Source organism: Flavobacterium qiangtangense (genome assembly GCF_042658345.1).
In the GTDB taxonomy this organism is placed as follows: Bacteria; Bacteroidota; Bacteroidia; order Flavobacteriales; family Flavobacteriaceae; genus Flavobacterium; species Flavobacterium qiangtangense.
In genome coordinates this window covers 344,430-365,434 of sequence record NZ_JBHSQB010000010.1, presented here as the reverse complement: position 1 = coordinate 365,434, position 21,005 = coordinate 344,430, and the positions used below count along the sequence as shown (strand labels likewise).

The following is a 21,005-nucleotide window of genomic DNA, read 5'->3' as shown; positions in this document are numbered from 1 at the left end:
AATGGAAAGACCTAAAATTATTAACCTTCCAAAAATTGTTGACAAACGAGGGAATCTTTCATTTTTTGAAAGCCCGCGCCAGTTGCCATTTGAGATTGCTAGAACATATTGGATATATGATGTTCCTGGCGGAGAAACTCGTGGAAGTCATGCTTTTAAAGAGCAGAATGAATTTATTATCGCATTATCCGGAAGTTTTGATATCGTTTTACACGACGGAGAAAAAGAAGAAAAATTTTCTTTAAATCGCTCGTATTATGGATTGTATATTCCAAAGATGTTTTGGCGCAGACTTGAGAATTTCTCAACAAATTCTTTAGCATTGATTGTATCTGATAAGCATTTTAATGAAGCCGATTATATTAGAGATTTTGACGAATTTAAAATTAATTTAAATGAAAAATAAAATTTCTGTATTTGACTGTAGCGTGATTGATTTAGGAAAAATCAGTTATGATGAAGGAAATTTGACGGTTTTAGAAAATGATTCAAATTTTCCGTTCAACGTAAAACGCGTATTTTATTTATATGACATTGCAGGTGGCGAAAGCAGAGGCGCTCACGCACACCGGGAATGTCATCAATTTCTAATAGCCGCAAGCGGTAGCTTTGAGGTATCATTAGACGACGGACAATATAAAAGACAGATACTTTTAAACAGACCAGACTTTGGTTTGCACATTCCACCGGGTATCTGGGCTTCAGAAATAAACTTTTCTTCAGGAGCAATTTGCCTGGTCACGGCCTCGCATTCCTATAATGAAGAAGATTATGTAAGAGATTATGACGAATTTATAAGCGAAAGAAATGAGTAAAATTCATCATTTAGCAGATGTTCAAACGCAACACATTGGAGAAAACACACAAGTTTGGCAATTTTGCGTCATTTTAAAGAATGCAAAAATAGGAGATGACTGTAATATTAACTGCAATGTTTTTATTGAAAATGATGTAGTAATTGGTAATAACGTAACAATAAAACCGGGCGTCCAGATATGGGATGGCGTAGAACTTGAAGATAATGTATTCATTGGACCAAACGTGACGTTTACTAATGATTTGATACCAAGGTCAAAACAATATCCAGAAGCTTTTGCAAAAACGTTGATTAAGAAAGGAGCTTCCATTGGCGCTAATTCAACCATCGTAGCAGGAAACACCATTGGTGAAAATGCATTGATAGGAGCGGGAAGTGTAGTAACAAAGGATGTTCCAGCAAACACGGTCTGGTTTGGAAATCCCGCAACTCAAAAAGGAATTTTTAATAGTTCGGGCAAAATCGAATATACCAAATAATCGTGTTTTTGCGCTAAACAATTGTTTCTGATGTTGCACCTTGAGCCTTTTAACGAAATTTATCTAAGCAAGTCGTGGAATTGGCTAAACGACCCCGAAATTAAATTTCTGACCGCCACTCCAGATTTTACTCAGGTAGATCAATTAGAATGGTTTAACAGAATACAGAATAATTCAAAGTACGCAGTATTTGGCGTAAAATATAATGACCAAGAGATTGGCGTCTTTGGTTTTAAAAATGTTGATTTAATAAATTCAGAAGCAGAATACTTTGGTTACATTGGAGAAAAAAAATATATCGGTTTAAAATTAGGGGCCGAAGTTTTGTCCATGATTATCAATTATGGTAAGTATGAATTAAAGTTGCAGAAAATTTCTCTGAGGGTTATTCCAGATAATTTTCGAGCTATTGCATTATATAAAAAATTTGGATTTTCTGAAATTGATATGGTTGATAACAAGATTTTGATGACAAAAACCTTGAGCTTGATTGAAATTGAGCGTTATTCTTCCGATCATTCAACAGCGTGGAACGAGTTTATTTTATCAAGTAAAAACGGACTGTTTTTATTTGATAGAAATTATATGGATTACCATGATCATAAATTTCCAGATCACTCGCTAGTATTTAGAAAGAAGCAAAAAATTGTCGCAGTATTTCCGGCAACGGCAAATGGCAATAAGATTTTTTCGCACAGTGGTTTAACATTTGGCTCATTGATAATGGATAACAGTTTAAGACAGATCGAAGTCTTGGCTTGTTTTCAGGAAATGAAGAGTTATTACAAGTTAAATGGATTTGAAGAAATAATCTATAAAGCAATACCGTCAATCTTCCACGCATATCCTGCAGAAGAAGATCTGTACGCGTTGTTTAAAAACGATGCCAAATTATATAGAAGAGATATTTCATCTGTAGTTCAGATTGACAATAAAATACGATTTTCTGAGAGCAAACGACAGTCAGTCAGAAAGTGCTCAGAGTTAAAGGTATCCATCGAAGAAAACAGTGATTTTTCTGGATATTGGGAATTACTCAAAGAAGTGTTGAACAAATTTGATGCAAAACCAGTACATACCTTAGAGGAAATAACGCTTTTAAAAAGTAAATTTCCGGTAAAAATTAGGTTGTTTGAAGCCAGATTAGATGAAAAATTATTAGCTGGGGCAGTCATTTATGACTTTGGCGATGTAGTTCATACACAGTATATGGCAAATTCCATAATTGGTAGAAAAATTGGGGCATTAGATTATTTAAATTATGTACTTATTACAGAGGTTTTTAAAGATAAAAAATATTATAGCTTTGGGATGTCAACGGTTGACCAAGGCAGAATACTAAACGAAGGTTTAATTCTTCAAAAAGAAATGATGGGCGGGAGAGGAATTGCTCTCGACTTTTACAGTATAAACTTATAAATTGAATAGCAGAATATGATCAAATTTTTAGATCTTCAAAAAATAAATTTGGCTTATCAAGCTGAAATAGAGGAACGAATGTTAAAGACATTTCGTTCAGGGTGGTATCTTTTAGGACAAGAAGTGAAACAGTTCGAAGATAATTTAGCGACTTACATCGGTAGTAGAAATGCCATTGGTGTGGCTAATGGATTAGACGCTTTGCGTTTGATTCTTAGAGGTTATATTGAACTAGGCGTGATGAGTAAGGGTGATGAGATCATTGTACCTGCCAATACGTATATCGCATCAATATTAGCCATCTCAGATAATGGTCTTGTGCCGGTATTAGTGGAGCCAGAAATGGACCACTATAATATTGATATCACGAAGATTAAAGAAAAAATAACCGAAAAGACAAAAGGGATTCTAATTGTTCACCTGTATGGTAAAGTAGTTTTTTCTAATGCATTAAGTGATTTAGCTAAAGAAAACAATTTAAAAATCATCGAGGACAATGCCCAAGCTATAGGTGCAAAGTTTAACGACAAAAGAACTGGTACCCTAGGCGACGCTGCAGGATTTAGTTTTTATCCCGGAAAAAATTTAGGTGCACTTGGTGATGCTGGCGGCATTACGACCAATGATGATGTGCTTGCCAAAACTATTAGGGCGTTGGCAAACTATGGCTCGAACCAAAAATATGTAAACATTTATCAAGGCTTAAATTCTAGGCTTGATGAGATTCAGGCGGCGGTTTTAGATGTAAAATTAAAATATATCGATGCCGAAAATAGCAGGAGGCAAGCGATTGCAGAACGCTATACGACTGAAATTAACACATCTGACATCGTTCTTCCACAATTGCCTTCAGAAAGAAATGAACATGTTTGGCATTTATTTGTAATCAGAACTAAAGATAGGGAAAGATTGCAACATTTTCTTTCGGAAAACGGCGTGCAAACATTGATTCATTATCCTATCCCGCCACACAAACAGGAAGCTTACAAGGAGATGAATTCTTTAAGCTTTCCTATTACAGAACAAATTCACGAAGAAGTATTAAGTTTGCCAATCAGCCCAGTAATGAGTGATGAAGAAGTGTCTAAAGTTATTGAAACTATGAATGATTATGTTTAATGAAATCGTTCTGGCATTATTTGGATTTTAAGATCATGATAAATTTTTCGCATTTTAAAGCTGATTTAGTTGTATCTGAAAAAGATTGCTGTCAAAAAAACTTGTCAAAATCGAATATTTAGAAACAAAATAATAATTTATTTAAGAAAAGACGCTAATGATCAAACTTCTTGATTTACCTAAAATCAACCTCGCAAATCAACCTATATTTTTATAAGGTAAAATAAGTTTGCCAATTAATCCATCTGAGATTACTATAAAAGTTCCTAAAAATTACTAAAATTATTAAATTCACCTAAATTATTTTGAGCCAAAATCAGTCCTCATACCGACAAATTTTTAAAGCCACATCCATTTTTGGTGGGGTGCAGGTTTTTAATATCATTATATCCATAATCCGGTCTAAGATTGTTGCGACTTTACTAGGGCCTGCAGGAATGGGTATCTCTGGACTTCTGGTAGCTACAACCAGTTTGATAGGAAGTTTTACAAACTTTGGCTTGGGAACTAGCGCCATTAGAGACATCGCTGTTGCAAACGAAACTGATAATCCAAAAAAAATTGCTAGAGTGGTTAGCGTTTTTAGGAAATTAGTTTGGATTACAGGATTTTTAGGCATGGCTTCTACAATTATTTTAGCACCGTATCTGAGTGAAATTACCTTTGGAAACAAAGACTATACGCTTGGTTTTGTTTTTTTGTCGAGTACATTATTATTTACGCAGTTAATTAGCGGCCAAGACGTCTTGCTGCAAGGAATGAGGAAATTGAGCCAGCTGGCAAAAGCCAATATGTATGGCGCTTTTTTGGGTTTGCTCACTTCTTTTCCGTTGTATTACGTTTATGGAATCAAGGGCATAATTCCGGCAATAATTTTAAGCTCCCTGGTTACGCTGGCCGTGACATGGTATTTTGCACGCCAGATTAAAACAGAGCCCTCCTCAATTTCATTGAAACAAAGTATTGCTGAAGGCAGGCCAATGTTGCGAATGGGCTTTATGTTGAGTATAAGCGGCTTAATTACCATGGGTGTTTCATATATAGTAAGAATTTATATAAGCAATACCGGAGGACTTACTGATGTGGGGCTGTATAATGCAGGATTCGCAATTATCGGAACCTATGTAGGACTGGTCTTTACGGCCATGGCTACTGACTATTATCCGCGGCTGACCGGTGTTGCACAGGATAACCAAAAAGTTTCAGAAGTGGTCAACCATCAGGCAGAAATAGCACTGTTGATACTGTCGCCGATCTTATGCATTTTCTTGGTATTTATCAATTGGGTTGTGGTTTTGCTGTATTCTAGCGAATTTTTGGCCGTCAGCGGAATGGTGTACTGGGCCGCATTAGGCATGTATTTCAAAGCTGCAAGCTGGTCAATCGGTTTTATTATTTTGGCTAAAGGGGATTCAAAATTATTTTTTTGGAGCGAGCTTTTAGCAAATTTTTATATTTTAATATTTGGTATTTTAGGGTATAAATATTTAGGACTGGACGGTTTAGGCATATCCTTTATGTTAACTTATATTGTTTACCTTATTCAGATCTATATGTTAGGAAGAAAAAGATACCAATTCAAATTTACAAAAAGCTTTTATAAGGTTTTTGTCGTGCAGTTAATCCTTGGCCTTTTGTGTTTTTTTACCGTGCGTTACATAGTGTCGCCATGGGCATATCTAATTGGAATTCTTTTTATCGCAGTTTCTATATATAATTCCTTTATTGAAATGGATAGGCGTCTAGGAATAAAAGAACTTGTGAAAACAAAAATTCATAAAAACAGACACAGTTAATATTTGATGGTCTTGGAAATCCAGAAATATTTAATATTTAATTGTCTGCTCACTTTATTATTTTAATTTCTATTGCTTTTCTTTGTATGCTGAAATTGAAGCCTTGTACCGATGCCTGTATTTTAAAAAAATCAAATTTGATTTCTTATATAAAAAATCTACAGTAAATAAAAAATAAAAATGAAGCCATTAGTTAGTATCATCATACCGTGTTATAATCACTCTCGTTTTATCAAAGAAGCATTAGATTCAATTGTTGCAGATACTTATCCTAATAAGGAGATAGTGATTATCGACGATGGCTCAAAAGATGATTCTGTACCTGTGATTAAACACTGGATAGATAATAACAGGGATCAAAATGTCAAGTTCACATCGAGGGAAAATAATGGTTTTTGTAAGACTCTTAATGAATTAGTAGACCAGTCTACCGGACAGTACATCGTTTTACTGGCAAGTGACGATGTACTTATAAATAATACCATTTCTGATCGCGTTACTATTCTTAAAGAAAGAGGAAAGATGGTTCTGGTCTCTGATGCCGAAGTTATAAACGATAGCGGAGAGCTTCTGTTTTCAAGTATGCTGACTGGATTTCATAAAGCAATCAAAGAAAAATATTATACTTCTGAAGGTATTTTAGACGAGATAATATTTAATTTTTCTATTTCTGGCGCCGTTGTAATTATGGACAGGAAGATTTTTAATTTAATAGGGAAATATCCTGAAGATCTCAAAGCAGAAGATTTATTCTTTTATTTGAGCAGCGCATCGCTAAATCAAATCTTGTTTTGGGATAAAGTTGTATCTAAGTACCGAATCCATTCATCTAATACATCTGGAGTAAACCCTGAACTCACAAAGACTGTGATTAAAACGTATAAACGATTATTTTTTAAAATCCCGGGATTCAAAAGAAAACTTAAGTTGGTCAAGCGCCTTTTAGGTATTTATTACCATCGTTTCAAAAACAATCAATCATTTTAAAATCATCAAGAATGTTGAAATTTTTAAAAATAATTAATTCTTATAGGCTTAGAATTCTAAATGATATAAAAAAGACTGGGAATCAGGTGAACTGGCGCTTGCAAAATCAGCACAACATGACAAGTATTTCAAGGAACATTAAAGACTCGTCGCTGATAAATGTAGGTATAGATTCCTATGGGACGATAGATGTCTTGTCATTTGAAAATCCTGGTGAGAAATTAACCATAGGCGACCACGTGTCAATTGCAGGGAATGTTTTATTTATTTTAGGAGGAAATCATCAAATAGATGCTTTCAGTACGTATCCCATAAAATCTCAATTTTATTCCAAAAATGCAACCGCAGACGCACAGACTAAAGGAGCTATAATAGTGGAAGACGAAGTTTGGATTGGAAATAACGTATTAATTCTGTCAGGAATCACACTCGGATACGGAAGCATCGTTGCTTCTGGAAGTGTGGTAACTAAAGATGTGAAGCCGTTTTCAATAGTCGGTGGTAATCCAGCTCAATTTATAAAATTTAGAATTGCAGAGGAACTTATTAAAGAACGAATAGAATTTGGATTGAAAAACATCCCTGTCAAAACATTAAGTGAAGAAGAATTACATTTGCTATACCAGCCTCTAACTGCATCTGTCTTAGATCGCTTAAAGAAACAATATAATCAATAGCCAATGGATGTATCAATAATTATTGTCAATTACAATACAAGAGACTTGACGGTTAACTGTATAAATTCCATCATAGAAAATACTAAAAATATCGCTTTTGAAATAATTTTAGTTGATAATGCATCCTCTGATGGTTCCCCGAAAGAAATCAAAGATTTATTTACTGACATAGTCTTAATTGAATCTGATAAAAATGTAGGCTTCGGGAGAGCAAATAATTTGGCCGCGGCCATTGCAAAAGGAGAATTTGTATTTTTTCTTAATTCGGATACTATTCTTATTGAAAACTCTGTAAAAAAGCTGTATGATTTTTTTATAGCGAATGAAAGTCGATTAAACATAGGGGTTTTAGGATCCGTCTTGGTCGATGCTCATCTGAATACAAACGGTTATGGAGCACATTTTCCGAATGCGAAAGAAGAAAGGCTCAAAAATCTATCAAGAATTCCCTTCTTTAAATTTTTTTTAAAATTGCCCAAAAAACAAGTTTACCCATTGCAGGAGAACTATTTTGAAATTGACTATGTTATTGGTGCGGATATGTTTATGAAAGCATCACTTTTTAAAAGGCTGGATGGATTTGCTCCCGATTTTTTTATGTATTATGAAGAGTCAGATCTGCAAAAAAGAATTTCTAATTTGGGCTTAAAACAATATATCATCACCGATACAAAAATCATACATTTGGAAGACGGGAGCGGTAAGATAATTCGAAAATACTCGAATAGAAAGCGCATAATTGTCCATCAGAGTAGAATAATTTATCTGAAAAGAAATGAACCAAGAGAATTCAGAAAATTTGTAATGGTAGATTTTCTTTTTACAGGATTAGGATTATTCAATTTCAAATACTCTTTTAAAGAGAACCTGACTTATTTAAGAAACGTTATTAAGACCTATTAATTATGAAAATTGCCCTTTTTGGAAGTAAGGATTTTGACTCTTTGGAATACCATCTAAATGATTCTTTAAATTTCCTGAAACATGACGTTACACACATCGATATAAAAGATTTAGTTCCTATTCCTTATAAATATAGTTATTGGGCCAGCAAATTACTAAAAAAATATGATTCTTATCTTTTTGAAAAGGTTGCTACCAAAATTATAGCCACCGCTCCCGAACTGGTAATCTGCACTTATAGATTTACCCATCCTGACTGTATTAAACTCATTAGAAAAGGACTGCCTAATGTTGCCATCATTCACGTCAATCCGGATCAAATGACTACCTTAGAATATCAGCAGATATTTGTTTCAGACTATGATGCTTATTTTACCAAAGATTTATTCATGGTTGATTTTATGAAGAACAAGATGGGACTAAATACTTTTTACCTCCCAGAAGCTTTCAACCCGAGAGTCCATAAAAAAGTTACTACTGATCGAACTTTACTTGAAAAAGAAGTAAATATCGATGTCGTTGCATTTGGTACAATGTATCCTTATCGTGCGCGAATGGTTGAAAATCTAATAAATGAAGGAATTGATATCAAGTTATATGGCACGCCAGACAAAAGATTTCCTCGAAAGCAAATAACCGACAACTTTACCAACGAGTTTATCACAGGAGACAGGAAAGCAGAAATCCTCTCTGGAGCTAAAATTGTCTTTAATAATTTTCACTTTGCTGAGGTTCAATCTGCCAATGTAAAGTTTTTTGAAATCGGAGGTATCGGCGCGTTCCAGATATGTGATTATAAAGCTGTTCTAGAAGAATATTCTATTATAGATGTTGAAAAATTCACGTTTAAGAATATTCATGAAGCCGCAGACCTGATAAAATTTTATTTAGATAAACCTTTATTGAGACACGAGCTGGCTGAAACGCAACGAATTCATTTCATGAATAACCACACTTACGAACATAGAATTAGCGAGCTTTTGTCCAAGATATAATATCAATTTGAAAATTATTACATGCTCATCTATTTTATAACATTCTTTATCCTTTTTACTTTTTCGCTGATTGAAATTCTGCAATCTGGCGAACGTGGTAAAAAAGCAATGCATATCATTTCTTTTTTAGTACTTGTCTTCGTCATAGGATTTAGGTGGGAGACAGGAACGGATTGGGATATTTATTTAGAAACTTTTTTACATAGCTTTAATTATAATTCCATAGCCGAATTTAGTGAAGGGATGGAGGTAGGGTATCTAATGATGAACTATCTCATACGACAGATAACAGAGGACTATTCCATTTTTTTAATAATCCATGCTATTTTGTTTTATGGTGTTGTGGTAAAAGTTTTTACTAAATTAGTTCCATATCCTCAAATCGCCTTACTTTTATTTTTTTGTATCAACATCGGAGTAACAGGGTCTAACAGGCAGCTTTTAGCAATTGCAATCTGCTTGGTTGGCTTACTATACTTAAGTGTGAGGCAAAATAAAAAGTTCGTAATTTCTGTCATTGCTGCTACATTTTTTCATACCTCTGCTTTTGTATTTTTCATTTATTATTTTTTAAATAGAAACATTAAATCACTGTACCTTTACATTTCAATTATTGTTTCGATTGGTATAGGGCTTACCTCGCTACCCAATCAGCTATTTTCACTTTTCGGATTTTTAGGGAGTTTTGCAGAAAGTAAGACACAAGCTTATGAATTAGTAGCACAAGATTCCCTTGCCGAATTTGAACTATCATTATTAGGATTGTTAAAAAGATTGATTTTCGTGATTGTTTTTATCATGTATCGAAAAAAAATAACGTTAAAGGTTCCTTTGTATAATTTATTTTTAAATAGCTATATTGTAGGTGTTATTTTTTATTTTCTATTTTCAAATTCATTTATAATTATGGTGAATAGAGGAAGTCTTTATTTTAATTTGATGGAATCTTTGTTACTTTCTTTGCTGTTGGTATTATTTAAACGTAAAATTGATAAGATGGTATTTACATTTTTTCTTCTAATATTAAGCATATTTCTCTTTTACCAGTCTATTGCGCCTTATCCTGATCTATTTGATCCTTATAAAGGTATTTTCATAAATAGTTATTACCACCGATTAATGCACTAATAAAATTTTTATGAAAATTACATTTTTAGAAAGATACTTCAATGAGAAGGAGATCAGCATCGAGAGACTTTTCAACGAAATTAAAAAGGAATTGGAATCAAGAGGGATTAGATATGAGTCTATAAAAAACCCCTACCCTTTTGGATTGTTTAATATACTGAGAGGCATGGTGTTCTTTTATCTCAAACAAGGAAAAATCAATCATATTACAGGTCACATTCACTGGGCAGGAATTTTTCTGAAACCAAAAAATACCATATTGACAATTCATGATATCGGAATTCCGAAAAGACCTAGATCTTTGAAAGAGATTATGTTTTATTGCTTTTTTATCTACTGGCCTATTAAAAGGCTAAAGTATATTACTGTCATTTCCGAAAAAACAAAAAATGATATATTAATGCTTACACCATGGGCTAAAGATAAGATTACTGTTATTCCTAACTGTTTTACGGTACAAGAAACCAGTTCACAAATTAAGCCTATTGAAGGCACGCCAAATTTTTTAATAGTTGGTACGCGATCTAATAAAAACATTGAAAACTCAATTATGGCATTACATGGCATCGACTGTGTTCTGACAATTATTGGTGAACTTACTGCTGAGCACTCTACATTGTTAGAAACACAAAAAGTTAATTATATCAATAAGAAATTTATCAGTGATGAACAATTAATTGAGGCATACGAAAACGCCGACATTTTGCTTTTTATGTCAGTATTTGAAGGATTCGGTCTTCCTATTATAGAAGGACAAGCTATGAATTGTCTAATAATAACTTCAAATCTCGCCCCCATGAATCAGGTGGCGGGCAAAAGCGCATTTCTAGCAGACCCATATTGCGTAGCGGACATTCGGGATAAAATCATTAAAGCCATCAAATTAGATGCAGCGTCGCATGAAAAAATTATTCTGGAGGGGAGGGAAAATTTAAAGAAGTATTCTGTAAGCGCTGTTACTGACCAATATATTGACTTATATAATAAAATTTTAAAAGACACTGCAGAACATAATTTTAAAAAAACAGAATAGTGAAAAAAACTATAATAATATCAGGTGTCAATCTTTCTGAAGGGGGACCTCTCACAGTTATATCGTCTGTCCTTAATTTTTTAGACCAAAGTGATTATGTAGCCAATTACAGGATTATTGCATTAGTTCACTCGAAAGACCTATTTCAAAATTTGAAAAATATTGAGCTTATGGCGTTTTCAGAAGTGAAGTCTTCCTGGTTTAAAAGATTGAAGTTCGAATATAGAGATTGCTTAGAATTGTCTAAAGAATTAGAAAGTCATTTATGGTTCAGCTTACATGATATTACGCCTAATGTCATCTCAGTAAAGAGAGCAGTTTATTGCCATAATGCTTCTCCCTTCCATAAACAAAATTTAAAAGTCTTTTTTCAAACACCTCTTCGTTACCTTTATGTAAAGTTCTATAAGCAACTTTATAGCATTAATATTAAAAAAAATGATTTTGTTGTCGTTCAGCAAAAGTGGATTAAAGAGGAGTTTATTAAAATGTTTCATTTAAAGAAGGAGAAAATAATAGTAGCATTACCAGATCAAGCTGCAGAAAAATATTTGGATATTGAAATATTAAAACAACAAGACAAAGTAAAAAAAGTTTTCTTTTATCCTGCATTTCCCCGTGAATTTAAAAATTTTGAAACTATCTGTAAGGCTGTAGAGCTTGTTAAACATGAAATTGAGATGGATTTTGAAGTCATTTTGACAATTGATGGTTCTGAGAATGATTATTCCCGTGCTATTGTAGACAAATATGGGAGCATCAGGCAAATTAGCTTTATAGGATTACAGAGTAAAGATAAAGTTGAGCACTATTACGCAGCATCAGATTGTCTTCTGTTTCCCTCTAAATTAGAAACTTGGGGTCTGCCAATATCAGAATACAAGAAATATAATAAGCCGATGTTAGTATCTGACTTGCCTTATGCTTATGAAACAGTCGGCAATTATGAAAAGGTAAAATATTTTGATCCCAAAAGCGAGAGCGATTTATCTCAAGCCATGATTGAATTTTTAAAGGAAAAATTAGAATACAATAATAAAGGGCCAGTTTTTTATGAACAACCTTACTGTACCAGCTGGAGCGAATTGTTTAAACACTTATTAAAATGAAACTACTAAAAAGATATACTTTTTTCGGAATTCTGCAGCTTTTTATTTTTAAAGTACGAACTTATTTTGTCTTTAAGAATGCCAGGTTGATCCGATTTCCATTCCGTGTTCGAGGTAAAAACCATATTGAAATAGGAAAAGGGTTTACTACTGGGTTTAATTGTCGACTGGATGTTTTTAATCATAATAATTTGGAAGGCCATCTCTTAACAATCGGCAAAAATGTTGAGATTAATGATGACGTCCATATCGCTGCGGTTGAAAAAATCAACATCGGGGACAATGTTCTTATTGCCAGCAAAGTTTACATAGCCGACCACAATCATGGTAATTACAAAGGACAGTTTCAAGACTCACCGCTTTCCACTCCACATAGCAGGAAGATATATACCGACCCTATTTTAATTGAAAAAAACGTATGGCTAGGAGAATTTGTATGTGTATTACAGGGAGTAACTATTGGTGAAGGTTCAATCATAGGAGCCATGAGCGTGGTTACTAAAGATATACCTCCATATTCTATTGCTGTAGGCTCACCCGCCAAAGTAATCAAAACCTATGATTTTAATACGCACAAATGGGTTAAAATTTAAAGACAAAATGAAAAACAATATTAAGATACTTCTTGCCACCTACAACGGAGAAAGGTATATCAAAGATCAAATCTTGTCAATACTGGCTCAAGAAGAAGTAGAACTGTCAATAACCATCACTGACGACGGAAGTGTAGACAATACGGAAGCTATAGTTCAAAACAACTTTCCTGATCTTCATGTATTAAAGAATACTCCAAGCACTGGATCTGCTGCGAATAATTTCTTGAAAATGGTCAAGGAACTTGACTTTAGGGAAGAATTTGAGTATGTCGCCTTTTCTGATCAAGATGATATCTGGTTGTCGCAAAAATTGAAGGTGGCTACCACTTGTTTAGAACTAAATCGTGCCGATTTGTACTGCTCTAACCTGACCAAATGGGATACAGCGAAAAATACGTTCAGCTTGCTTAAAAAAGATTTTCCGCAAAAAAAGTTTGACTTTCTTTTTGAGGGTGGGAGTGCCGGATGCACATATGTCTTTACCAAAAAATTGGGAATTCAGTTGCAGCAATTTTTGTCGCACATCGACTCAACTAACTGGAAAGGATTCTCCCACGACTGGCTTATTTATTTTTTTGCGAGATCTCAGAATTTTAAAGTAATCATCGATTCTGATTCTCATATCCATTATCGGCTGCACGACGCAAACGTACATGGACATTTAAATCAAATCTCTTTTAACACAATACGACAAAAAACAGGTGAAGTTCTTAATGATTACTACCAGCATCACGTAAAAAATTATATTAAATATTTAGACCGCAATAGTGAGGAATATAAAATTTACCAGAAATTTTTAGGCAATTATTTTCAAAGAAATTTCGTGATTTGGAAGTATAACACTCAACTTATGAGAGATAAAAAGAAATTTTTAGTATTCGCAATATTAAATCTATTAAAGATAAGATAGCTATGTATGACAAATTTATAAAAAGGACAATTGACTTTACAGTAGCATTTGTTGCCTTAGTACTCATCTCACCTTTATTTTTATTTTTGATAATTTTCTTATCTATAGTAAATAAAGGAAAACCTTTCTTTGTACAACAAAGAACAGGAAAAAACGGCAAACTTTTCAAAATTATAAAATTCAAAACGATGAGCGATAGGACAGATTCAAATGACGTATTGTTGCCCGATTCTGAAAGGCAGACCAGGGTCGGATCGTTTGTCAGAAAGACTTCTCTAGATGAAATTCCTCAACTATTGAATGTTATACTCGGTGAAATGAGCTTGATTGGTCCTAGACCTCTTTTGCCTGAATACTTGCCGTTTTATTCTGCTTACCAGAATAGGAGGCATGAAGTAAAGCCTGGAATTACGGGTTGGGCTCAAGTAAATGGAAGAAACAGTGTTACTTGGGAAAAGAAATTTGATTTGGATGTCTGGTATGTAGAAAATCTAACTTTCCGCTTAGATTTAAAAATAATTTTCCTTACTTTCAAAAAAGTAGTAGTTTCGGATGGAATTTCTCCAGAAGGGTTTGTAACAATGCCCAGATTTGATGATTTAAAAAAAAATAATATAAAAGAAAATGAATAAAAATATATTAGTTACGGGAGCAGGGGCGTTATTAGGACAAGGAATTTTGAGACTTTTGCAAGTTGCAGATTTTCCTAAAAAAATATTCACTGCAGATCCTGATCCAAGATCAACAGGTCACTGGCTCGGCGACCATGCATTAGTCATACCAAAAGTAAGCGATGTCGATTATATTCCGCAACTCATTAAAATTGTGCAGGAACACGATATCGATGCCGTCTTAGTTGGAACCGACGTAGAACTTCCAATCTGGGCGAAACATAAAAGCTATTTTGCTAAAGAACTAAACTGTGCCATAATTGTTAGCAGTGAAGCAGTTATTGAGATTGCAAACGATAAGTTTTTGACAGCGGCATTTTTAGAAAAAAATAATTTTCCCTTTCCGATGTCAGTAATGGCTAATGATATATCAAAGTTAAATGAAATAGAAAAAAAACTTGGATTTCCACTGTTTGCTAAGCCATTTGACGGCGCGCGTTCTCTCGGTATAAAAAAGATTGAGAATCATGAGGAACTGATGGAGATTTACGATCCCAGCAGCAATCTTGTGGTACAACAATTCCTGTCTGAAGAAGACGGAGAATACACTTCGGGTTGCGTTGTGATTAAGGGTATCTGTAAGGCCATCGTAACCTTGAAAAGGGATTTGAGAGACGGCAACACTTATAGGACTTATCGAGATTCAGAGACCTCCAAATATGATGAGTTTATCATTCCCATCGCTGAAAAACTCAATGGTGATGGGCCTGTCAATTTTCAATTTAGGATACGAGATGGTAAGCCAGTAATATTTGAAATTAACGGAAGGTTTAGCGGTACTACGCCACTTCGATATTTTTACGGTTTTAATGAAGTTGAGAAAATTTTGAAATATTATTTATTTGATGAAGAAATTACTTTCCCAGAGTTAAAAAATGGAATTGTCATGAGAACTTGGTCTGATTTATTTGTTGAAGAATCTGAGTTTGAAATTTTGAAAAATCAACACTCTTTACCTAATCCAAATGGCAAGTTTTATAATTTCAACCTAAAAAATAATTAATTATGAAAAACTGTGTAGCCGTAATTGGTGCAAACGGATTTTTGGGTAGTGCTTTAGTGAGCTCCTTAATTGAGAAAGGAGACAAAGTGTTTGCTGTGCACAATGGAAATACTGCGAATATCAGTTCGAAATCGGTATTGCTAACAAATGAATTGTTCCTGTTGTCAGATATTATTCCAGATACAATCTATTTTGCAGTAGGTAATTACGCTTGTTCCCACTCTCAGTTGCTTGAAATTAATGAGCTATTGTACAGCATTTTAAAAAAATTTCCGAATTCAAAGGTTGTTTACATCTCAAGTACTAATGTTTATGGAATGCATAAAGAGACCATCTCATTAGAATCACATTTTAATAACCCAGGATTATATGCAATTTCAAAAATAGCAGGTGAATTTATTGTTTCCAATCATAAAAGACATGCCATTCTGCGTCTAACGTATCTATATGGTCATGGAATAAACAACAATTCATTTTTACCAAATATCATTGCCAGCTCGAAAGAAAAAGGACTCATAACGTTATTTGGGGACGGGATGCGTGCACAAGATTATCTGCATATCGATGATGCTGTTTCATTGTGCATTATGAGCTCGAATTTATCGCAAAATGAAATATTAATTGGTGCTAGTGGAGTATCTACAACAAACAAGGAAGTTGCTTCAATAATAAGAGGTATTAATAAATGTGAAGTTAAATATACTGGAATTGAAACGGGAGAATCGTATCATTTCAATATTGAAAATACTACAAAAAAGCTCGGGTGGAAACCAAGGGTTTCATTTGAAAAAGGATTGACTAATATTCTTGCACAATGAGAGTTGTAGTTTTCGGTGATGTGCATGGCAATCTGATAGCCCTTGAGAAGCTTTTTCAAATTGAAAAAACGCAAGCAGATTTGTTTATCAGTCATGGGGACGTTGTTAATTACGGACCCTGGTCAAATGAGTGTGTTGCTCTTTTAGAATCTGTAGATAATATAAAACTTCTGAGGGGAAATCATGAACAATCTTACATCGAAGGCTTTTATGATGGAAAAAATGTGATAGCTAAATCTTTTTTTGATTTTTGCTATTCTAAATTTGACCGCAACCTAATGCCTGAAATTTCAAGATACGAGAATCAAATCCATTTTTCAGAGTTCATTGTCCAGCATACCATTGATAATAGATATATCTTTGCAGATACAAATATTAACGATTTAAAAATCGATTGTAATTATATCATTGGTCACTCCCACCAGCAATATGAATTGCAAAAGGATAATTTTAAGATTTATAACACAGGGAGTCTAGGACAAAACAGAGAATTGTTAAATGTTTCATGTTATTTGGCGGTAGATACCGACAAGAAAACAGTTGAGCGGAAAAACTTTATTCATGATATCGATAAAGTAATAAATAAAATGGAAGCTGAAAGGTATCCACAGATCTGTCTGGATTATTATAAAGGAAAAAAAAAGGCTTAAGGAAGATGGTCAAGCGAAACTTTGATTTCTTTTTTTCATTAGCGGGCCTTATAATTCTAAGTCTGCCGATGTTGTTGATTTTAGTACTGTTAATGATTGACACAAGTTCAAATGGTTTTTTTTTGCAATACAGAGTGGGACAGCATGCAAAGTTGTTCAAAATCTATAAATTTAAAACGGTGATTTCAAAGACAAGAAAAATTTCAACTTTTGGGAAATTGTTAAGGAAATATAAGATTGATGAACTGCCCCAATTATTTAATGTCCTTATTGGCGATATGAGTTTTGTTGGTCCAAGACCTGATCTGCCTGGCTACTATGATAAGCTGCATGGAGAAGAGCGAAATATTCTAAAGCTGAAACCAGGCATAACGAGCGAAGCTTCCATAAAATATAGAAACGAAGAGGCTATTTTAAAAAAAGAAAAGCAGCCACTTGAATATAACGATAGCGTTATTTTTCCCGATAAGGTAAAAATGAACCTAGACTATTATTACAACCGAACTTTTTTAGGAGATATTAAAATTATAATTAACACTTTCATTAAATACTAAAGATGAAAAATTCAAAAATATGGTTATCCTCACCTCATATGGGAGGAACAGAACAAAATTACGTCAATGAAGCATTTGAATCAAACTGGGTAGCTCCACTAGGACCCAATGTAAACGGTTTTGAAAAAGATCTTGAAGATTATTTGAAATCTGATGTAAAAGTGGGAGCCTTAAGTTCAGGAACGGCAGCAATCCATCTTGGTTTGATTATTTTAGGCGTGAAAGCTGGTGATGAGGTTATCTGCCAAAGCATGACCTTTTCAGCTTCTGCAAATCCAATCATGTATCAAGGAGCGACACCAATATTTATTGATAGTGAAAAAGAAACTTGGAATATGTGTCCGGTTGCCCTTGAGGAGGCAATAAAAGACAGAATTTCTAAAGGTAAAAAGCCTAAAGTGATTATTGCAGTTCACCTTTATGGAATGCCTTACAAAGTTGACGAAATACACACAGTCGCAAAAAAATATGATATTCTCGTTTTAGAGGACAGTGCTGAAGCATTAGGAAGTCATTATAAGAATCAAAAATGTGGTACTTTTGGTGACATTGGGGTTCTCTCATTTAACGGAAATAAAATAATAACTACATCTGGTGGTGGCGCAATCGTTACTAAAAATGCTGAAATAAAAGATAAGGCAGTTTTTTTATCTACCCAGGCGCGTGATAATGCGCCGCATTATCAACATAGCGAAGTTGGTTATAATTACAGAATGAGCAATATTTGTGCAGGAATCGGTCGCGGGCAAATGGAAGTTTTAGATGCCCACGTAGCTTTACGTAGAAAAATGCATGATTTTTATGTAGATTATTTTTCTGAAATTGCTGGAGTGACTGTTTTGAGAGAACCAAGCGCAGACTATTTTTCAAATCACTGGTTGTCTGCAATTTTAATTGATCAGACGGTTGCAGGATTGAGCAGAGAAGAATTAAGGATTGCTTTTGAAAAAAATAATATAGAAAGTCGCCCTCTTTGGAAGCCTATGCACTTGCAACCTGTTTTTGAAAATAACTCTCTTTATTATGGGAAAAAAGTTTCCGAAACTCTTTTTGATAACGGACTTTGTTTGCCATCAGGATCAAACCTGAGTGATGGAGAACGCGAAAGAATTTTATCGGTCTTAAATGCCATTTTCAAAAAATAAACTAGTAACGTCTAAAACAGATATAAAAAAACCTTGTCATCATTACTTATTTTGGTGAAATGTTTAAAAAAAAATGATAATATGTTAACATTTCTTTTTTTTATATAACTTTGTTATTAGCTATTTGAATAAATTTGCCCCTCACACAACCAAAAGATGAAAAATTGAAAGAGAAAGAAAAAGATCGACTAAAAACGGGGATTTCGCAAGCTTTGGGAGGCACCCGCTTTAATTTTAATTTAAAAAATTTAGGCTATCTTCCTAGATGGGTTGTGCTTTTATTGGATGTTGCAACTGTTTTTGCAGCAGGTATATTGACCTACAGTCTGTTGTTTGGGATGAAATTAAAATACATTCCAAATGATTACTTGCTTTATGGCGCTACGCTATATTTAGGCGTAAATGTTTTTTTCTTTTGGGTATTCCGAACTTATTCTGGTATTATTCGACACTCATCTTATATCGACGGTGTCAAAATTTTCTTCGGACAGTTTTGCACTTTGGTCACGTTGGTATTGGTCAATTTTGTGTTTCTTTTAGATCATGACTTTAAAATATTTTTGAATACGGGACTTTTTATAAACGGTGTGCTCTCGTTCTTTTTTCTCTTTTTTTATCGAATTGTTGTCAAACAAACTTTCGAGAAATATTTAAATGTTTCCAAAGAAGAGGGACGTACTAAAGCTGTTATCTTTGGATTTGATGCCAACGCCATTGCGGTTGCCAATGCTTTAAGAGCTGAGGTTCCAAGCCGATTTAAGCTTATTGGATTTATCGATAAATTAGGACAAAACGGCTCTAAAAGAATTTTAGATCTGCCAATTATTCAGATGAAGCGTAAAATTCCCGTTATAATGCGTTCGGTTGGCGCTGAATCTTTAATTATTGCTGATAAAACTTTAACCAAGGAAGAAAGATTGGCTATTGTTGACGAATGTCTTGAATATAATTTCAAAGTTTATACTATTCCTTTGATTACCGACTGGGAAAATCAGGAAGAAATCTCCAAGAGCATCAAAAGTTTTGAAATTCAAGATCTTTTGGAAAGAAAGCCTATTGTGCTTGATATGAAATCCATATCTTCACAATTACGAGGTAAAACGATTATGGTTACTGGTGCCGCTGGTTCCATTGGAAGTGAAATTGTGCGTCAGGTTTTAAATTTTAGTCCGCAACGAATCATTATTTTAGACCAAGCTGAAACACCACTTCATTCGCTTTGTCTTGAAATTGCGGCATTAAATTCTAATATTCAAATTCACAATGTTTTGGCGGATGTACGTAATAAACAAGTTTTGAAACAAGTTTTTAAACTTTATAAACCTCAAGTCGTTTATCATGCCGCGGCTTACAAACACGTTCCGTTGATGGAAGAAAATCCCTCACAAGCGATTTTCACCAATGTTATGGGAACTAAAATTTTAGCAGACTTGTCTTTGAAATATGGTGCTGAACGTTTTGTAATGGTTTCTACAGATAAAGCAGTAAATCCGAGTAATGTAATGGGTGCGAGTAAGCGAATTGCTGAAAAATATGTGCAATCCCTTCATTTTAAAAGCAAAAAAGAAAATGCCAATCAAGGAACCAAATTTATTACCACTCGTTTTGGAAATGTTTTAGGGTCAAATGGTTCTGTAGTTCCTTTATTCAAACGCCAAATCGAAGAAGGCGGACCTATTACAATCACGCATCCCGATATTATTCGTTACTTCATGACGATTCCCGAAGCTTGTCAGCTTGTTCTCGAGGCCGGTGCAATGGGTAATGGTGGAGAAATCTACATCTTTGATATGGGTGATCCCGTAAAAATTATTGATTTGGCCCGAAAAATGATCAAATTGGCAGGGTATTCTCCTGATAAAGAAATAAAAATCAAAATTGTAGGATTGCGTCCAGGGGAAAAATTATACGAAGAATTGTTGAACGATTCTGCCAAAACCCTTCCAACGCACCATGAGAAAATTATGATTGCTGAAGAAATTTTTTCTGACTATGAAATGGTGAGTATTGCAATTGACGATTTGATTGATGTGTCAGAAATTACCTCTAATGTTGAAATAGTAGGAAAAATGAAGGCCATTGTTCCAGAATTTAAAAGCATGAATTCTGTTTTTGAAGAGTTGGATAATAAAACTGCTCCGCAATTGTAAGTTTTTATATATTTATAATTAACAAATACTATCTTTGCACGCTCAA

General features: G+C 34.0%; 22 protein-coding genes. All 22 read left to right on the top strand.

Going from position 1 to position 21,005, the window contains the following annotated elements:
• Nucleotide 1: 1 nt before the first annotated feature.
• The gene (locus ACFPVY_RS15585) at nucleotides 2–406 is read left to right on the top strand and encodes a sugar 3,4-ketoisomerase (RefSeq protein ID WP_379793061.1); all 405 of its coding nucleotides are present in this window, start codon (nucleotides 2–4) and stop codon (nucleotides 404–406) included.
• Entirely contained in the window at nucleotides 396–815 is a 420-nt protein-coding gene (locus ACFPVY_RS15580; RefSeq protein ID WP_379793059.1) for a sugar 3,4-ketoisomerase, read from the top strand. Before ACFPVY_RS15585 ends, ACFPVY_RS15580 begins: the two co-directional genes overlap by 11 nt.
• On the top strand, nucleotides 808–1,296 hold the full coding sequence (locus tag ACFPVY_RS15575) for an acyltransferase (protein WP_379793058.1): 489 nt from the start codon (nucleotides 808–810) through the stop codon (nucleotides 1,294–1,296). Before ACFPVY_RS15580 ends, ACFPVY_RS15575 begins: the two co-directional genes overlap by 8 nt.
• A gap of 30 nt (nucleotides 1,297–1,326) precedes the next feature.
• Nucleotides 1,327–2,715: a GNAT family N-acetyltransferase gene (locus tag ACFPVY_RS15570; protein WP_379793057.1), complete on the top strand. Its 1,389-nt coding sequence runs from the start codon at nucleotides 1,327–1,329 to the stop codon at nucleotides 2,713–2,715.
• A gap of 15 nt (nucleotides 2,716–2,730) precedes the next feature.
• Nucleotides 2,731–3,834, top strand: a complete 1,104-nt coding sequence (locus tag ACFPVY_RS15565; protein WP_379793056.1) for a DegT/DnrJ/EryC1/StrS family aminotransferase — start codon at nucleotides 2,731–2,733, stop codon at nucleotides 3,832–3,834.
• Nucleotides 3,835–4,139: 305 nt separating this feature from the next.
• Nucleotides 4,140–5,630: an O-antigen translocase gene (locus ACFPVY_RS15560; RefSeq protein ID WP_379793055.1), complete on the top strand. Its 1,491-nt coding sequence runs from the start codon at nucleotides 4,140–4,142 to the stop codon at nucleotides 5,628–5,630.
• Between the two features lie 180 nt (nucleotides 5,631–5,810).
• Nucleotides 5,811–6,617 (top strand): glycosyltransferase, encoded by an 807-nt coding sequence (locus tag ACFPVY_RS15555; RefSeq protein WP_379793054.1) that lies wholly within the window; start codon nucleotides 5,811–5,813, stop codon nucleotides 6,615–6,617.
• Nucleotides 6,618–6,628: 11 nt separating this feature from the next.
• The gene (locus tag ACFPVY_RS15550; protein ID WP_379793052.1) at nucleotides 6,629–7,294 is read left to right on the top strand and encodes a CatB-related O-acetyltransferase; all 666 of its coding nucleotides are present in this window, start codon (nucleotides 6,629–6,631) and stop codon (nucleotides 7,292–7,294) included.
• A 3-nt stretch (nucleotides 7,295–7,297) separates the two neighbouring features.
• Entirely contained in the window at nucleotides 7,298–8,197 is a 900-nt protein-coding gene (locus ACFPVY_RS15545; RefSeq protein ID WP_379793051.1) for a glycosyltransferase family 2 protein, read from the top strand.
• A gap of 2 nt (nucleotides 8,198–8,199) precedes the next feature.
• The gene (locus tag ACFPVY_RS15540) at nucleotides 8,200–9,192 is read left to right on the top strand and encodes a CgeB family protein (RefSeq protein ID WP_379793049.1); all 993 of its coding nucleotides are present in this window, start codon (nucleotides 8,200–8,202) and stop codon (nucleotides 9,190–9,192) included.
• 21 nt (nucleotides 9,193–9,213) lie between these two features.
• Nucleotides 9,214–10,320: an EpsG family protein gene (locus ACFPVY_RS15535; RefSeq protein ID WP_379793048.1), complete on the top strand. Its 1,107-nt coding sequence runs from the start codon at nucleotides 9,214–9,216 to the stop codon at nucleotides 10,318–10,320.
• Between the two features lie 10 nt (nucleotides 10,321–10,330).
• Nucleotides 10,331–11,353, top strand: coding sequence for a glycosyltransferase (locus ACFPVY_RS15530; protein ID WP_379793047.1), 1,023 nt, complete (start codon nucleotides 10,331–10,333; stop codon nucleotides 11,351–11,353).
• Nucleotides 11,353–12,462, top strand: coding sequence for a glycosyltransferase (locus tag ACFPVY_RS15525; protein WP_379793046.1), 1,110 nt, complete (start codon nucleotides 11,353–11,355; stop codon nucleotides 12,460–12,462). The genes ACFPVY_RS15530 and ACFPVY_RS15525 overlap by 1 nt, the downstream gene beginning before the upstream one ends.
• A complete protein-coding gene (locus ACFPVY_RS15520) occupies nucleotides 12,459–13,055 on the top strand; it encodes an LbetaH domain-containing protein (RefSeq protein WP_379793045.1) in 597 nt (198 codons plus the stop codon). Before ACFPVY_RS15525 ends, ACFPVY_RS15520 begins: the two co-directional genes overlap by 4 nt.
• A 7-nt stretch (nucleotides 13,056–13,062) precedes the next feature.
• The gene (locus ACFPVY_RS15515) at nucleotides 13,063–13,968 is read left to right on the top strand and encodes a glycosyltransferase (protein WP_379793044.1); all 906 of its coding nucleotides are present in this window, start codon (nucleotides 13,063–13,065) and stop codon (nucleotides 13,966–13,968) included.
• Nucleotides 13,969–13,970: 2 nt separating this feature from the next.
• Entirely contained in the window at nucleotides 13,971–14,600 is a 630-nt protein-coding gene (locus ACFPVY_RS15510; RefSeq protein ID WP_379793043.1) for a sugar transferase, read from the top strand.
• Nucleotides 14,593–15,642, top strand: a complete 1,050-nt coding sequence (locus ACFPVY_RS15505) for an ATP-grasp domain-containing protein (RefSeq protein WP_379793041.1) — start codon at nucleotides 14,593–14,595, stop codon at nucleotides 15,640–15,642. Before ACFPVY_RS15510 ends, ACFPVY_RS15505 begins: the two co-directional genes overlap by 8 nt.
• 2 nt (nucleotides 15,643–15,644) lie before the next feature.
• Nucleotides 15,645–16,460, top strand: a complete 816-nt coding sequence (locus ACFPVY_RS15500) for an NAD-dependent epimerase/dehydratase family protein (RefSeq protein ID WP_379793040.1) — start codon at nucleotides 15,645–15,647, stop codon at nucleotides 16,458–16,460.
• Nucleotides 16,457–17,110: a metallophosphoesterase family protein gene (locus ACFPVY_RS15495; protein WP_379793039.1), complete on the top strand. Its 654-nt coding sequence runs from the start codon at nucleotides 16,457–16,459 to the stop codon at nucleotides 17,108–17,110. Before ACFPVY_RS15500 ends, ACFPVY_RS15495 begins: the two co-directional genes overlap by 4 nt.
• A 5-nt stretch (nucleotides 17,111–17,115) precedes the next feature.
• Nucleotides 17,116–17,664, top strand: coding sequence for a sugar transferase (locus tag ACFPVY_RS15490; RefSeq protein ID WP_379793038.1), 549 nt, complete (start codon nucleotides 17,116–17,118; stop codon nucleotides 17,662–17,664).
• Between the two features lie 2 nt (nucleotides 17,665–17,666).
• Entirely contained in the window at nucleotides 17,667–18,809 is a 1,143-nt protein-coding gene (locus ACFPVY_RS15485) for a DegT/DnrJ/EryC1/StrS family aminotransferase (RefSeq protein ID WP_379793037.1), read from the top strand.
• 164 nt (nucleotides 18,810–18,973) lie between these two features.
• A complete protein-coding gene (locus ACFPVY_RS15480; RefSeq protein ID WP_379793036.1) occupies nucleotides 18,974–20,959 on the top strand; it encodes a polysaccharide biosynthesis protein in 1,986 nt (661 codons plus the stop codon).
• The last annotated feature ends 46 nt before the right edge of the window (nucleotides 20,960–21,005 follow it).

Coding starts and splice junctions, on each gene's coding strand:
- ACFPVY_RS15585 (WP_379793061.1), top strand. CDS start 2: ATGGAAAGACCTAAAATTATTAACCTTCCAAAAATTGTTGACAAACGA.
- ACFPVY_RS15580 (WP_379793059.1), top strand. CDS start 396: ATGAAAAATAAAATTTCTGTATTTGACTGTAGCGTGATTGATTTAGGA.
- ACFPVY_RS15575 (WP_379793058.1), top strand. CDS start 808: ATGAGTAAAATTCATCATTTAGCAGATGTTCAAACGCAACACATTGGA.
- ACFPVY_RS15570 (WP_379793057.1), top strand. CDS start 1,327: ATGTTGCACCTTGAGCCTTTTAACGAAATTTATCTAAGCAAGTCGTGG.
- ACFPVY_RS15565 (WP_379793056.1), top strand. CDS start 2,731: ATGATCAAATTTTTAGATCTTCAAAAAATAAATTTGGCTTATCAAGCT.
- ACFPVY_RS15555 (WP_379793054.1), top strand. CDS start 5,811: ATGAAGCCATTAGTTAGTATCATCATACCGTGTTATAATCACTCTCGT.
- ACFPVY_RS15550 (WP_379793052.1), top strand. CDS start 6,629: ATGTTGAAATTTTTAAAAATAATTAATTCTTATAGGCTTAGAATTCTA.
- ACFPVY_RS15545 (WP_379793051.1), top strand. CDS start 7,298: ATGGATGTATCAATAATTATTGTCAATTACAATACAAGAGACTTGACG.
- ACFPVY_RS15540 (WP_379793049.1), top strand. CDS start 8,200: ATGAAAATTGCCCTTTTTGGAAGTAAGGATTTTGACTCTTTGGAATAC.
- ACFPVY_RS15535 (WP_379793048.1), top strand. CDS start 9,214: ATGCTCATCTATTTTATAACATTCTTTATCCTTTTTACTTTTTCGCTG.
- ACFPVY_RS15530 (WP_379793047.1), top strand. CDS start 10,331: ATGAAAATTACATTTTTAGAAAGATACTTCAATGAGAAGGAGATCAGC.
- ACFPVY_RS15520 (WP_379793045.1), top strand. CDS start 12,459: ATGAAACTACTAAAAAGATATACTTTTTTCGGAATTCTGCAGCTTTTT.
- ACFPVY_RS15515 (WP_379793044.1), top strand. CDS start 13,063: ATGAAAAACAATATTAAGATACTTCTTGCCACCTACAACGGAGAAAGG.
- ACFPVY_RS15510 (WP_379793043.1), top strand. CDS start 13,971: ATGTATGACAAATTTATAAAAAGGACAATTGACTTTACAGTAGCATTT.
- ACFPVY_RS15505 (WP_379793041.1), top strand. CDS start 14,593: ATGAATAAAAATATATTAGTTACGGGAGCAGGGGCGTTATTAGGACAA.
- ACFPVY_RS15500 (WP_379793040.1), top strand. CDS start 15,645: ATGAAAAACTGTGTAGCCGTAATTGGTGCAAACGGATTTTTGGGTAGT.
- ACFPVY_RS15495 (WP_379793039.1), top strand. CDS start 16,457: ATGAGAGTTGTAGTTTTCGGTGATGTGCATGGCAATCTGATAGCCCTT.
- ACFPVY_RS15490 (WP_379793038.1), top strand. CDS start 17,116: ATGGTCAAGCGAAACTTTGATTTCTTTTTTTCATTAGCGGGCCTTATA.
- ACFPVY_RS15485 (WP_379793037.1), top strand. CDS start 17,667: ATGAAAAATTCAAAAATATGGTTATCCTCACCTCATATGGGAGGAACA.